The following is a 13426-nucleotide window of genomic DNA, read 5'->3' as shown; positions in this document are numbered from 1 at the left end:
CAAAACTCATATCTAAAAGCTATATCGCACATTAAGACTTAAAGAGGGATTGCCTTGCATATCTGTATCAACACTTGGCATAATCATCGTATTTTTGGGCATATATTTATTTGTAAAAACATACGAAAATCCCCACGCAATAAGCGCTCCAGCACTCACTTGCAAGAATGAATGCTTCTTTGCCTCAACTCTTGAAGCAGCAGTAAGCACTGCTAAGATGCCCACAGGAATAGCAGGTTTCCACCCATAGCGATAATACACATATCCCGCCGCGCTAAAAGCCGCTGATGAATGTCCGCTTGGCATACCTTTCCAATCCTCACAACAAGGTCTTTTGGCAAAGGCTACACTATTGCCATTTTTATGAGCGGTATCAAAACCCCATTTGATACCCTCTGTAACAAGCTGTGTGCTTAAAGTGCCAAGCGCAAGCTGCCCCATACCCTCATAGTCTTCCATTGCCAAAGATACAACCATCACATATAAAGGTAAAAGCCGAAAGGTATCGCCAAATTGTTCAAATTGATTCTCTCGCGTATAAACGGGGGGGGGGGCAAAGATAAAATATACCAATGCAAATTGCAAAAAAAATTTTTTCCACATAGATTTCCTTATAGTCATAATATTCATAAATAAAACAAAACTATTATAAAGATTCTATTCTTAAATTACATTTTAGCTTCAAGCATTATTTATAGCATATTTTACTGCATTGAGATAACTTTGCACACTAATATTACTTCCTTTTTTATATGCTTTATCATACGCTACGCCGTGATCTACTGAAGTGCGAAGTATTGGGAGATTAAGGCTAACATTAATACTTTGCTCAAAATATAATGCCTTTAAAGGAGCTAAACCTACATCGTGATACATACTCACAAAATACCTAAATCTCTCTCTATTTGATGGCGAAAATGCACTATCAGGTGGATATGCTCCAAAGAAAATTTCATATCCAAGCTGCATATTTGCCTCACTCACTGCTGCATTTATCTGCATATCCTCTACTCCCATAATACCCTCATCTCCACAATGTGGATTAAGCCCTAATACACAACAAGGCTCATTAAGATTCACTCCTTGAGCAAAGCGCAATAAAAAATCCCTCACTCGCTCTTGTGTAACACACGCACTTACTTGTGAGAGGGCAATATGATCTGTAAAAAGAGCGACAAAGAGAGAAGGACAACCAAGCATCATTATAGAATCCATATTAAATATTGATGAAAGTGCGTGAGTGTGCCCTACAAAACCTATGTCTGCCTCTTGCCAAGCTTTCTTATGAATAGGTAGAGTTACTAAAGCTACACATTGCTTACTTTGGACAAGGCTTACTCCTTGTAAAAAACTCTCATAGCTGTATTTTCCACTAGAGGCACTTATACAACTTGGCTTAATCAAATTATCAACAAGGCATTCAAAATCAGCCACACATTGCATATCTTGTGGCATAGGATAATCCAAAAGTGTGCTTGCAGATTCTAAAACTTCCCTATGCACACAATAAAGTGGCTCACACCATTGTGCAATATGATGATGCGCCTTTAATGCAATTTCAAGCCCTATGCCATTTACATCGCCTACGCTAATAGCTACTTTTGGCACATTGCCTCTCTCATTTGGATAATCGCACGCTCTAAGCCTACAAATACAGAACGAGCAATGATACTATGCCCAATATTCAACTCACTAATTTGTGGAATCTGCGCTATTGCACCTACATTTTGATAATTTAATCCGTGTCCTGCAAAACATTCAAGAGGGCGAGTATCAATGGTTGAAGTGGCAAGTTTAGCACATTGTGCAATATCATCAAGTGTGCGAGAAATCTCCTCATTTATTTCTTGTGTAGGAAATGCAAATTCTTCTAAAGCACGATGTGTGCGAGAAAGATTACTATATGCCATAAGCATTAAATTTGCGTATCTGCCTGTATGAAGCTCTACTGCCTGCGCTCCAAGCTCACGCGCAAGAAAAATAGATTCCTTTTTAGGATCAATAAAAAGCGCACTTACAATGCCACAGGATTCAAAGGCTTTAAGCGTATCACGAATACTATCATAATGAGATTCTATATCTAAACCACCCTCTGTGGTAATTTCCTCTCGCTTTTCAGGCACAAGTGTAATACGTTGTGGTTTTAAACCACAAAGATAATCAATAATTTTTTCATCAAGCGCACATTCTATGTTAATAGGCAAAGGACTTGATTGAATAATGCGTTTCACATCACTATCGTGGATATGTCGTCTGTCTTCACGTAAATGAAATGTGATTTGATGCGCACCTGCATTTTTTGCAATAAACACTGCCTCAAGTGGGTCAGGCTCATAAATAGCTCTTGCTTCGCGCAAAGTTGCAATGTGGTCAATATTTACACCTAATCGTATAGACATTTCTTTCTCCTTATCTTTCCATAGCAATTACACCGCTTCTTATAATCTCTTTTGGATTAAAGATTCTAACAGCTGCAATAAATTGATTAATCGCTGAAGGTTTATCAGTGGCAATTACAATAATATATTTTTCATTAGCATTTGCAATCTTGCCATTATAAGCCTTACATAGTGCCTCTATATCTGCTAAAGACTCATTTAATGGAATCTTTACCAACACTGCTTCTTTTTCAAGTAAATCATCACTTGAGATAACGCTCACTACGGGGATAAGCTTATGAAGCTGCTTAATAATCTGTTCAATGACAACTTCAGAACCTTGTGTTACAATCGTAATGCGCGAGAGGTTGCTATTAGGAATGGGGGCAGTAGTGAGAGATTCTATATTATATCCACGTGCAGAAAAAAGTCCTGAAATCCTCGCTAAAACGCTATGCTCATTGATAACATTTATACAAATGCTTTTTTTGAGCTCTGTATTTTTTGCTTCCATATCACTTCCCCTCTCTTAAGGCTTTTTCTCCACTTGAGAGAATCATCTCATAGATTGCTCCACCACTTGGCACCATCGGCAAAACATCTTCGTATCTATCTATCATTACTTCAATAAATGCCACTTTTTTAGCATCTAATGCCTTTTTAAACGCCTCATCAAATTCACATTTTTTCTCTACTCTAAAGCCCACACCGCCAAAAGATTCTATAAGTTTAATAAAATCGGGTTGCAAACTCAAATCTGTATGCGAGAAACGATGTTCATAAAAAAAGCTTTGCCATTGCCGCACCATTCCTAAATAATTATTATTTAAAATAACATTAACAAAAGGAATACCATACACAACACAAGTCATTAACTCTTGAATATTCATTAAAATTGAGCCATCACCTGTAATATTAATAATGGTTTTATGAGGACACGCAAGTTTCGCCCCAAGTGCTGCAGGCAATCCATAACCCATTGTGCCAAGCCCTCCACTGCTTAAAAATTGACGCGGAAAGCTAAAAGGATAAAACTGCGCAGCCCACATTTGATGCTGTCCTACATCAGTAGTAATGATTGCATTATCTCCTAAATGTTCGCCAAGTCTTTGAATCACCCATTGAGGCTTAATAGAATCTACACTATCTTCAAAGCTCATAGGATGTGTGAGTGCATAAGAACGCAAATGCTCTCTCCATCTCATAATTTTTTGTGTATCATATCCACTTAGCTCAATCATCATATCTGATACAATATGCTTTAAATCACCGACAATAGGGTAATCTACAGCTATAATTTTACCAATAGAGCTAGGATCAATATCAATATGTGCAATTTTTGCATTTTTGGCAAATTCACTTAACTTACCTGTTACCCTATCATCAAAGCGCGCACCAAGACATACTAATAAATCACATTCACTTACTGCCATATTTGCAGCATAGCTCCCGTGCATTCCAAGCATTCCAAGTAGATTCTCATCATCATATCTTAGCACTCCACGTGCAAGGAGTGTTTCTGCACACGGAATCCCTGTGCAATGCACAATTTCACGAATAATCTCACTCGCATTTGAAAGTATCGCTCCACCGCCAATATAAAATAAAGGCTTTTGCGCACTCATAATTGCTTCACAAAGTTTTTTAATTTGACGCGAATTGCCTTTTATTGTAGGCTTATAACTTTGAAGTGAAATAGATTCTGGGTAGGCAAATTCACCCAAAGTGCCTGTAATATCCTTTGGAATATCTACAAGCACGGGTCCTTGCCTCCCACTACGCGCAATATAAAAAGCTTCTTTAAGGATTCTAGGCAATTCACTAATATTACGCACCAAAAAATTATGCTTTGTGCAAGGACGAGAAATACCTACTGCATCAATTTCTTGAAATGCGTCAGTGCCAATTTGCGTAATGGGCACTTGCCCACTAATGACTACAAGAGGTATAGAATCTGTATAAGCCGTAGCAATGCCTGTAATTGCATTTGTAAATCCCGGACCTGAAGTGATAATTGCTACACCAACTTCTCCGCTACTACGCGCATAACCATCGGCTGCACACACTGCTCCTTGTTCGTGTCGTGCAAGAATATGTGAAAAATAGTTTTGTTTATAAATCTCATCATAAATATGCAATACTGCACCGCCCGGATAGCCAAAAACAACCTTTACACCTTCAAGATGTAAAGCTTGAATAAGCATTTGAGCCCCTTTCATTACCTTCATAAATGCCCCTTCCATAATAATTCAAAGACAATATAAATACCAAAATTTACTTAATAATTACTTAATAATATAAATTTATAAGCTTAAGATAATTTTTTAAAGATTTATACTCATTTTATACAATACACAAAGAAAGCTTTATAAGGAAATTAAATGACATTGCACAAAAAAATCTTTCTTATTAATCTTTTACCTATTTTGCTTATCAGCCTTAACCTCCGCGCACCTATTACTTCTGTGGGACCTGTGGTAGATTTAATTAAAGATTATTATCATTTAAGTGCCGCTCAAGCAGGATTACTCACTTCTTTACCGCTTTTTGCATTTGGCATTGTCTCTTTTATAGTAGCGATTTTTCAACCCACAAGGGCAATGCTTTTTGGGCTCTTATGTATCGGTATAGGTGAAATTATTCGCTGTATCGGCGGAAGTATAGAGCTTTTTATCGGCACTGCAATTATGGGAAGCGGCATTGCGGTAGCAAATGTTCTACTTCCTAGCTTTGTGAAAGCAAAGTTTCCACGTGATGTGCCCAAAATAATGGGTATTTATAGCCTTGTGATTAATATCTCTGCCACACTTGGCATTGCAGCGATTTTACCACTTATTCATCTTATGTCTGTGCCTATAGCGATGGGCTGTTGGATAATTTTGGCAATAATGGCAATTCTTAGCTATCTCCCTCAAATTAAAAATCATAGAATCTCACGCAAAAAAGTTAAGATTCATCTCAAAGGCACACTTTGGACAAACTTGAGTGCGTGGAATATCTCGCTTTTTATGGGATTTACAAGCACGATTGCTTATAGTTTTTTTACTTGGTATCCTAGCTTTATCATTTCTTTTGGCTATAGCCAAACTTTTGCCTCAAATATAATGATACTTGCCCAAATGATTGTGATTCCCGCCTCTTTTTTAGCACCGCTTATGCTTGGCTCACTCACACATAAACAAAAAGGAATATTTATAGGTGCGATTTGTGGGCTATATATACTTAGCTTTTCTCTTTTGCTTTATACACATAATTTATGGGTAATTGTGCTTGTTTCAATACTTATAGGAATCCCTGTAGGAGGAGTATTTGGCATTGCCTTACTTTTTATTTCAAATAAAAGTGCAAATGTGCAAATTGCCACAAAACTTTCTGCTATGGCACAAGGTATAGGCTATCTTCTTGCTTCACTTGGTCCTGTGCTTATTGGCAGATTCTATGACTTATATCAAAACTTTACATATTCGCTTATCGCACTTTTATGCCTAAGTATAATGCTTAATATTATTGGATTCCTTGCGTATAAATCTCCGCAAATACAATCCTCTTGAATAGAGCTTATTAAAGTTGATAATGAGTGGAAAGTTATTCTCTAAATTCATTTATCCTACTTTTAGCTTTGCAGTTCTTGTAGCTGTAAAGCTTTTATATTCTTTATATCCTTTTAATACATTATCAAGCTTCGCAACCCATACATTTAAAACTCATATTTTAATACACTTCCTCCCCTTGAAATAGGCGATATTATTTTTCGAGAAGGCAGAGGTATAGAAAGTGTAGTCATACAAGTATTAAGCAATCACCACTATACACATATCGGCTTGATAGTTTCTACACATCCTATTATCATTCTTCACGCCACGCCTGATGACAATCCGACAAAAACCAATCAAGTTATACTTAGCTCACTTGATAAATTTCTCTTCCACGCAAAACAAATTGCGATTAAACGTTTTGATTTTTCTACTCAAACGCGTGAAAAAATGCCCTTGAAGCACAATTATGGCTTGGAAAGCCTTTTTTGAATCTACCCAATCAACTTTAATTTATCAATCAGATTCTATACATTCTCCATCTTAAGTCCCATTTTACCCGGATTGAGGATATTATTTGGGTCAAAGGCTTTTTTGATATGAGCAAATAAATTCATCTCTGCCTCACTAAAAGCTAAGTGCATAAAAGGTGCTTTTGATAAACCTATGCCGTGCTCACCGCTTAATGTCCCTTCAAGTTCAATAGCAATTTTAAAAATCTCCTCAATACACTCATATCCTTTTTTGAGAGATTGCTTATCATTTGGGTCAGGCACCATAACATTTACATGCACATTGCCATCTCCTGTATGCCCAAAGCAGGGAATCTTAAATTCATATTTTTTGCTTAACTCTCCTATACGAGCCAAAAGCTCGGGTAATGCCGAGCGAGGCACAGTAATGTCTTCGTTGAGCTTTTTCTTGCCATAAATTGTAATACTTTGGCTTACATTTCGTCTTGCAAACCACAAATCTTGGGCTTGAATGTCATCTTGAGCAATCTTAAAATCAATGCAACCATTTTCTTTGAATCTTGCTGATAAAACCTCAAGCTGAAAATCAAGTTGCTGCTCCAAATCACCATCAACTTGAGTAATAAGTATCGCTCCAGCATCTATGGGCAGTCCCTTTGAAAATCGCTCCTCTACCGCACGAATGCTCAAATTATCTAAAAACTCCATTGCCACAGGAGTGATGCCACTTGCCATTGTTTTATACACAGCATTCATTGCAGATTCTATATCGGCAAAAACACCCATAGCCGAACGCACAAATTTAGGCTTCGCAATAAGTTTAAGAGTAATTTCAGTAATCACAGCAAGTGAGCCTTCACTCGCTATCAAAATACCAGCAACATTAAATCCTGCGACATCTTTAATTGTTTTTTTTCCTGCACGGATTATATCGCCATTTGGAAGCACTGCACGCAATGCCATAACATAATCTTTCGTAATGCCATACTTTGCTGCACGCATACCACCTGCATTTTCGCTGACATTCCCACCAAGTGTGCTGTATTCTTGGCTTGCAGGATCTGGTGGATAGAATAAACCTTTTGCCTCCACCGCTTCTTGAAAAATTTTATTGACTACACCGGGTTGCACACGTGCGATAAGGTTTTTTTCATCAATTTCTAGAATCTTATTAAAATATCGCTCTAGTGCAAGAATAATCCCTCCATTTACAGGCAACGCTCCACCTGTAAATCCGCTTCCTGCACCACGTGGAATAACAGGTATTTTATGCTCATTACAATAGGCTAAAATGGAGCTTACATCTTGTTCATTACGTGGAAAAACTACTGCTTCAGGCTCATAACGCTCCCGTGTGGCATCATAGCAATATGCTACTAAATGCGCCTTATCATCATAACAATTCTCTTCCCCTACGATGCGCTTTAGGGCTTGAATATGAGACGTATTTAACATATTTACTCCTTATGTTTTAGATTCTCAAATGATTTAAGACTTGAGCGCAATAAATTATCATAGTAAGGAAAGTATTGGCGCGATTTCTTTGAACGCAATTTGTTTGCAAGAGAACCTGTATCTATATTCACAATACGCGAAAAAAATGGTGCTTGTGTATTTTGAATATATGGCTTATCAAAAGGCAGCACTTCAAGGATACTAAAACTTTGGCAATCAAGCACATTGACACCATTGGAAGCAAGAATATACAATAATCCTATGCTATACACATTACAAAATTCATTTAAATGCTTGGGTTTTGGATCATTAATACCATCTTTTGCCAAAAATGCAGCTAATAAATCAATATGGGCAAAACTCGTATTGGATGCAAGAGAGAGAATCTTATTATAACTTTCTTGGTCTGGGGCAATGGCGATTGATTTATTATAAAAACTTCCAAAAATAATTTTATCTCCTTGTGCTGGAGAAGATTGAGGTGTAGGAAGATATTTTTGCGAAATACTATCAAAAGGTGTATAACTCGCATAAGCTGTGCCATTTTTAATACTTTTAATGACAGCACTAGCAATAATAATATTATAACCTTGATTCTGCGTGAGCACGATACCACTTTGCCCAACTTTTAAATGGTCTGCACGAAAAGATAGAACGTTTGCATTTACCTCATCAATTTCCACGCCCTTTGGCAAAGTATCAATAGCTTGAAGCATAATTGCACAAATTAATCCTGCTAATATCCGCATTCTCTTTCCCTTAAATCATATTTTCATCTTTTAATTTCTCATAATGATGCAAAAACCATAGCACACCAAAACCTAATCCGGGCGTTTTCACCCTGCTTTCATCATACAGGAATGTTTCTAACTCACTCACTTTAACCAATACAGATTCTATAACTTCGCCATCAACGCCACCTCCCGCATTTACCCTATCTTTTTCACTTATAGCTGCATAAAAAAGTGTCTGTGTTGCGCCACTATGCCCTACTGCAGTGGCAAATGTAGCAATTTTACGCAAAGAATTCACTTTATAACCACATTCCTCTTGCACTTCTTCTTGTGCAATTTGTTCTAAACTTTTACCCGCCTTATCCGTTAGCCCAGCACATAACTCATAAGTATAACCTATACCTTGTGATATATGTGAATCCAAATGAGATTGTGTTAAATGTTCTTCTTTATTAAGCGCACGCACAAATACTGGAGGACGAAATTGTTTTACAAAAAGCAAACTATCCTCTTGCCTATGATAAAGCACAATCGCCACAGAATCCAAACTTTGGATAAAATCCCACGAACGTTTTAATCCATTTTCGGTATAAAGCATACGTCTTGGTTTTACATAAGGTGAATCTACACATTCACAAAAACTCACATCACTAATGTGCGAACAAGGTGTAATAGCTTTAGGCTTCATGAATAAACTTATGAGGATTATTCACGCTTGAGAGCGTATCGGGCAAATTAAGATTCTCATTTGGAGTAATAGTATTTGTATTATTATTTAAAGCCTCTTGAAGATATGGCATAAAATGTTCCTTGAGAGAATCAAAATCTTGTTTCTCCTTATCTTTTAACTCCTTGCTCACAGCTTTTACATTAGAGAGAGGATTAATGGGCACATTGTTGCGGTAAAGTCCAAAATGTAAATGCGGTCCTGTGCTTAATCCAGTAGAACCTACACGCCCAATCATTTGCCCTCTTTTCACTCTTTTGCCCGATTTCATACCTGTAACAAATGAACTCATATGGGCATAAAGTGTTTTGAGATTATTTTCGTGCCGAATCTCAATAAGATTCCCATATCCACCTTTTTTACCTGCAAAAATAACCACACCATCAGCAGCTGCAACGATAGGGGTGCCTTTTGGTGCTGCATAATCCACTGCATAATGTGGGCGAATTGTGCCAAGTATAGGGTGTCTGCGCCCAAGTGAAAATTTAGAACTTATTCTTGCTCCTGCTACTGGAGTTTGAAGCAAGAAACCCTGAATCTCTTTGCCCTCTTTGTTATAATAGCGTCCATTATTGAATCTAAAAAGATAGTGAGGTTTTTTATTTATCTCTACCACAGCCGCTTTAATACTTGCATTTTTAAGAGGTTTTCCCAAACGATATTTTCGGTCATAAATCACAGCTAATCTATCATTTTTCAAAATACTATGAAAATTTATGCTGTTTTTATAAGCATTTAGAAATTCGCCTACTAGCCCATTATCGCGAGTCATCTCAAGCAAATCTTGATAAGGCGATTTTTGAATAGAAAGACTAATAGTCTGCTCCTGCTCAAAATAAATCATAGGTGTAAAATCTAACATATACGCACCATCACGCTTGAATATATGAATCTGCATACCATCACCTATAGGGATAAGAGCCTGAATCAACTCGCCATCATCTCCTAAGAGTGTGTAATAAGTAACACCTGCATATACTTCTGATGTAAGCTCTTTATCTTTAGGAGGTAAATTATAATATACACTTGTAGGAATATTATATTTTTGAAAAAATGCAAAAAGTGTGTATCCTGTTTCCCAAGTCTGATTATGGGCAACTGCACCAAAACAAAAACTACACACACTTATCAACATAAATACTTTTTTCATCAGATGCCCTACTTACCTGCCAAAATCTTAAATGCTAAAATTGCACGATTGTAATATAAAAATTTTAATAAAAATGTTAAAATGCCGTTTTATCTTTAAACTTGGTATTATTTTTGCATTCACTAAGAGACATATTAGAATCTTTACATTAAGGAGTTTTAGATTATGAGCACAGGTTTGAAAAATTGGCTATTTCCTACGCTTAGCTTTGTTGTATTTTTATATGCTATGCTTTTGCTCGGGATTTGGACATATCGTGTTGATGCAAATAAACCGCTCTTTAATTCACAAGGTAACTCTAAGACAACAACACTTAAAGATTTTAAGCAAGAATTGCAAGGATATGTCAAATAATAAAATTAAGGGTAAAATTGTCCTAAATCTATTAAAATTATTTGGTTTAATCCGATTTAGTTAGCAATAAACCACTTTAAAGGAGTGTCTATGGTAAATGGTGTAAATACAAGCGTTAAAGTCGCAAATATGCTTAATAGAGATGTGCTCGCAAAGCAAAACGAAAACAATGAAGTAAAAGAAAAAGAGCAAACCCAACTCTCAAAAGCTGAACAAATTAAAGAGCAAATCAAAAACGGAGAATACAAAATAGATTTGCAACAAACTTCTGAAAAAATGGCATCAAATTTGCTTAACCTATAAAAATTTTACATTGACATTTTGTTTGATATTTTCTAAATGTCAATGCGATTTCTTAGGATAGGCTATGCTACACACTTATATTAATGGTGCTATTAGCGATTTGAAAGCGCTCATAGAACTTACCAAACTTGATAATGCTGATATACAAATTGCTAATCATCAAGCGATTTTTGATAGAATCCAACAAAAAGATGATCTTGTGAAAGAATTTGAAACTAAAAAGTCTCTTCTTCACCGAGAAATGCTTATCTTATGCGATAAAAATCCACATAAAACATTAAAAGAAATCCTTGATGAAAAAGCAAGTCAGCTCCTTGATGATATGCGAAATACCCTTGAAGAACTCAAGATTCTTAATACTCATTATGCGCGGAGTGCCTTTGCTGTATCAGAATTTTATAATTCGCTTATCCAAAGAGTAATACCTCACGAAAACAATGGCTATGAACATCACCGACCTCAAAGCCATTTACTTAAAACTCAAGCTTAGGACAACTAATGGGCGGCATTCTTTCCTCACTTAACACTTCCTATACAGGCTTACAAGCTCATCAACTGATGGTTGATGTAACAGGCAATAACATTTCAAATGCAAGTGATGAATTTTATAGCCGACAACGTGTGCTTGTGCGTCCTGAACGCCCACTTTATTACCAAGATTATAATCTCGGCAGAGGTGTAAGTATTGAGACTATACAAAGAATCCACGATGAATTTGTGTTCAATCGTTATCGTAAAGCCGCTGAAGAAGCTCAATACTATGATACGCATTTTACAACCTTGCGTGAAGCATCAGCCTTTTTCCCTGAAGTTGATGGTGTAGGAATCTATAATGATTTAGAAGAATACTTCAATGCGTGGAAAGACTTAGCAAAAAATTCCACTGACCCCGCCCAAAAACAAGTTTTAGCTAAAAATACTCAAGTGCTTAGCACCAATATTAAAGATACGCGTTCAAGACTCGTGCGTTTGCAACAAAAAGTAAGTGAAGAACTTGAAGTAACAATCAATGAAGTCAATCGTATTGCAAAAGAAATTGCACATATTAATGGCAAACTCAAAGAAATGGAAGACCAGCGAGAGCTTAAGCAAGCCAATGAATTGCGTGATAGACGTGATGAGCTTGAATATAATCTTCAAACACTTATAGGAGCAAATGTTTTTAAAAATCATCTTGATTCTAATGCGTCTATTCACCCTAAATTAGCAGATTTTGATGACGAATATGTATTAAATATTGGCTTTGGTTTTAATATTGTAGATGGTGCGATGTTCCACCCACTCGTGCTCAAAAAAGATGATAATCATCTCAATCTTAATCGCGTATATTTTCAAGGTGATGATTTTAAAACCGTTGAAATTACTGATAAAATCGTTCAAGGCAAAGCTGGTTCTCTTATTAGTCTTTATAATTCAGGAGCTGAAGGCACACGAGTAGGAAAAATTCAAGATTATATTAATCATCTTGATATTTTTGCAAAAGGATTTATTGAAGCTACAAATGCTATTTACTCTCAAAGTGCAGCAACACAAATTCGTAGCGATAAACTTGATGTATGGAGCTTAAATGCTTTGGTAGATAGCAATTATAATATTAAAGAAGGAAGCTTTGATATTGTAGTATATAACACACAGGGAGAAGAAATCGCGCGTAAAACAATTAATATTGATAGAATCACTACTATGAATGATGTGGTAAGAGCTATTAATGAAAATACTGATGATAATAAAGATAACAACGCACTCAATGATGTTGATGATTATTTTCGTGCATATTATGATAATGGCGCAAAAGAATTTAATATCCTCGCCAAGAATCCTTCTCAAGGTCTATATATAGCCATTCAAGATAAAGGCAGCAATTTTACAGGCGCATTTGGTTTAAATAAATTTCTTGATGGAGATGATGCGCATAATATCGCTCTTAATCAAGAATATGTCAAAGATGCTACACTCATACGCCCTTGGCTCACCCCTGTAAATGGAAACTTTGAAGTAGCGAATATGATGCAACAGCTTCAATATGATGATGTAGATTTCTATATTAATAAATATGAAAAAAAACAAATGAGAATCCCGGAGTATTTTCAGTTCCTGGCTGGACGCGTAGCAAATCAAACTGAAGCTACCCAACGCACAAAAGAAACAAAAGATGCTGTGCTTTCTGCTGTCAAAAAAGAACATTTAGCTATTTCGCAAGTAAGTCTTGATGAGGAAATGGTAAATCTTATTAAATTTCAAGGTGGTTATGCAGCAAATGCTAAAGTGATTACAACTATTGATAGAATGATAGAGACCCTACTTGGTATTAAGCAATAA

15 protein-coding genes are annotated in these 13426 nt (G+C 36.3%); 6 read left to right on the top strand and 9 right to left on the bottom strand.

The annotated features are described in order from the left end of the window. Positions 1 to 12 precede the first annotated feature (12 nt). The 5 genes from LS66_RS02875 to LS66_RS02855 all read right to left on the bottom strand — a co-directional run bounded on the left by LS66_RS02875 (position 13) and on the right by LS66_RS02855 (position 4606). The gene (locus tag LS66_RS02875) at positions 13 to 603 is read right to left on the bottom strand and encodes a phosphatase PAP2 family protein (RefSeq protein WP_050720604.1); all 591 of its coding nucleotides are present in this window, start codon (positions 601 to 603) and stop codon (positions 13 to 15) included. Between the two features lie 78 nt (positions 604 to 681). Then, positions 682 to 1608: a 4-hydroxythreonine-4-phosphate dehydrogenase gene (gene pdxA, locus LS66_RS02870; protein ID WP_034366142.1), complete on the bottom strand. Its 927-nt coding sequence runs from the start codon at positions 1606 to 1608 to the stop codon at positions 682 to 684. Next, the gene (locus LS66_RS02865; protein ID WP_371414315.1) at positions 1596 to 2399 is read right to left on the bottom strand and encodes a pyridoxine 5'-phosphate synthase; all 804 of its coding nucleotides are present in this window, start codon (positions 2397 to 2399) and stop codon (positions 1596 to 1598) included. Before LS66_RS02865 ends, pdxA begins: the two co-directional genes overlap by 13 nt. A 10-nt stretch (positions 2400 to 2409) precedes the next feature. Further along, positions 2410 to 2892: an acetolactate synthase small subunit gene (ilvN, locus tag LS66_RS02860; RefSeq protein WP_011115703.1), complete on the bottom strand. Its 483-nt coding sequence runs from the start codon at positions 2890 to 2892 to the stop codon at positions 2410 to 2412. 1 nt (position 2893) lies between these two features. Beyond that, positions 2894 to 4606 carry an acetolactate synthase large subunit gene (locus LS66_RS02855; RefSeq protein ID WP_011115704.1) on the bottom strand — a complete coding sequence of 571 codons (1713 nt, stop codon included), beginning with the start codon at positions 4604 to 4606 and terminating at the stop codon, positions 2894 to 2896. 153 nt (positions 4607 to 4759) lie between these two features. Here LS66_RS02855 and LS66_RS02850 point away from each other — a divergent pair, with 153 nt between their 5' ends. Then, a complete protein-coding gene (locus LS66_RS02850; protein ID WP_034366146.1) occupies positions 4760 to 5929 on the top strand; it encodes an MFS transporter in 1170 nt (389 codons plus the stop codon). Positions 5930 to 6199: 270 nt separating this feature from the next. Next, on the top strand, positions 6200 to 6403 hold the full coding sequence (locus LS66_RS02845; RefSeq protein ID WP_052057348.1) for a hypothetical protein: 204 nt from the start codon (positions 6200 to 6202) through the stop codon (positions 6401 to 6403). Positions 6404 to 6438: 35 nt separating this feature from the next. On the opposite strand, the gene LS66_RS02840 is transcribed toward LS66_RS02845, so the two are convergent. The 4 genes from LS66_RS02840 to LS66_RS02825 are packed head-to-tail and all read right to left on the bottom strand — an operon-like array spanning position 6439 to position 10450. Continuing rightward, positions 6439 to 7839: an FAD-linked oxidase C-terminal domain-containing protein gene (locus tag LS66_RS02840; RefSeq protein ID WP_034366149.1), complete on the bottom strand. Its 1401-nt coding sequence runs from the start codon at positions 7837 to 7839 to the stop codon at positions 6439 to 6441. A gap of 2 nt (positions 7840 to 7841) precedes the next feature. Beyond that, positions 7842 to 8588, bottom strand: a complete 747-nt coding sequence (locus LS66_RS02835) for a plasminogen-binding N-terminal domain-containing protein (RefSeq protein WP_034366152.1) — start codon at positions 8586 to 8588, stop codon at positions 7842 to 7844. A gap of 10 nt (positions 8589 to 8598) precedes the next feature. Then, positions 8599 to 9261, bottom strand: coding sequence for an NUDIX hydrolase (locus tag LS66_RS02830; RefSeq protein WP_034366156.1), 663 nt, complete (start codon positions 9259 to 9261; stop codon positions 8599 to 8601). After that, complete coding sequence (locus LS66_RS02825; protein WP_052057350.1) at positions 9251 to 10450, bottom strand: peptidoglycan DD-metalloendopeptidase family protein; 1200 nt, start codon at positions 10448 to 10450, stop codon at positions 9251 to 9253. Before LS66_RS02825 ends, LS66_RS02830 begins: the two co-directional genes overlap by 11 nt. Before the next feature lie 165 nt (positions 10451 to 10615). Here LS66_RS02825 and LS66_RS02820 point away from each other — a divergent pair, with 165 nt between their 5' ends. From LS66_RS02820 to flgK, 4 genes are all read left to right on the top strand, one after another. Beyond that, positions 10616 to 10804 carry a hypothetical protein gene (locus LS66_RS02820; RefSeq protein ID WP_011115713.1) on the top strand — a complete coding sequence of 63 codons (189 nt, stop codon included), beginning with the start codon at positions 10616 to 10618 and terminating at the stop codon, positions 10802 to 10804. 90 nt (positions 10805 to 10894) lie between these two features. Further along, complete coding sequence (locus LS66_RS02815) at positions 10895 to 11107, top strand: flagellar biosynthesis anti-sigma factor FlgM (RefSeq protein ID WP_034366159.1); 213 nt, start codon at positions 10895 to 10897, stop codon at positions 11105 to 11107. A 64-nt stretch (positions 11108 to 11171) separates the two neighbouring features. Then, on the top strand, positions 11172 to 11597 hold the full coding sequence (locus tag LS66_RS02810) for a hypothetical protein (RefSeq protein WP_011115715.1): 426 nt from the start codon (positions 11172 to 11174) through the stop codon (positions 11595 to 11597). Between the two features lie 8 nt (positions 11598 to 11605). Further along, positions 11606 to 13426, top strand: a complete 1821-nt coding sequence (gene flgK, locus LS66_RS02805; protein ID WP_034366162.1) for a flagellar hook-associated protein FlgK — start codon at positions 11606 to 11608, stop codon at positions 13424 to 13426.

The organism is Helicobacter sp. MIT 03-1614 (assembly GCF_000762925.2).
GTDB lineage: Bacteria > Campylobacterota > Campylobacteria > Campylobacterales > Helicobacteraceae > Helicobacter_C > Helicobacter_C hepaticus.
The sequence above is the reverse complement of the archived record's forward strand: the minus strand, read 5'-3'. Positions and strand labels throughout refer to the sequence as shown.

What these genes read in the sequence shown, in the direction of transcription:
- LS66_RS02875 (WP_050720604.1), bottom strand. Translation starts at nt 603, where the DNA reads ATGTGGAAAAAATTTTTTTTGCAATTTGCATTGGTATATTTTATCTTT.
- LS66_RS02865 (WP_371414315.1), bottom strand. Translation starts at nt 2,399, where the DNA reads ATGTCTATACGATTAGGTGTAAATATTGACCACATTGCAACTTTGCGC.
- ilvN (WP_011115703.1), bottom strand. Translation starts at nt 2,892, where the DNA reads ATGGAAGCAAAAAATACAGAGCTCAAAAAAAGCATTTGTATAAATGTT.
- LS66_RS02855 (WP_011115704.1), bottom strand. Translation starts at nt 4,606, where the DNA reads ATGAAGGTAATGAAAGGGGCTCAAATGCTTATTCAAGCTTTACATCTT.
- LS66_RS02850 (WP_034366146.1), top strand. Translation starts at nt 4,760, where the DNA reads ATGACATTGCACAAAAAAATCTTTCTTATTAATCTTTTACCTATTTTG.
- LS66_RS02840 (WP_034366149.1), bottom strand. Translation starts at nt 7,839, where the DNA reads ATGTTAAATACGTCTCATATTCAAGCCCTAAAGCGCATCGTAGGGGAA.
- LS66_RS02835 (WP_034366152.1), bottom strand. Translation starts at nt 8,588, where the DNA reads ATGCGGATATTAGCAGGATTAATTTGTGCAATTATGCTTCAAGCTATT.
- LS66_RS02830 (WP_034366156.1), bottom strand. Translation starts at nt 9,261, where the DNA reads ATGAAGCCTAAAGCTATTACACCTTGTTCGCACATTAGTGATGTGAGT.
- LS66_RS02825 (WP_052057350.1), bottom strand. Translation starts at nt 10,450, where the DNA reads ATGAAAAAAGTATTTATGTTGATAAGTGTGTGTAGTTTTTGTTTTGGT.
- LS66_RS02820 (WP_011115713.1), top strand. Translation starts at nt 10,616, where the DNA reads ATGAGCACAGGTTTGAAAAATTGGCTATTTCCTACGCTTAGCTTTGTT.
- LS66_RS02815 (WP_034366159.1), top strand. Translation starts at nt 10,895, where the DNA reads ATGGTAAATGGTGTAAATACAAGCGTTAAAGTCGCAAATATGCTTAAT.
- LS66_RS02810 (WP_011115715.1), top strand. Translation starts at nt 11,172, where the DNA reads ATGCTACACACTTATATTAATGGTGCTATTAGCGATTTGAAAGCGCTC.
- flgK (WP_034366162.1), top strand. Translation starts at nt 11,606, where the DNA reads ATGGGCGGCATTCTTTCCTCACTTAACACTTCCTATACAGGCTTACAA.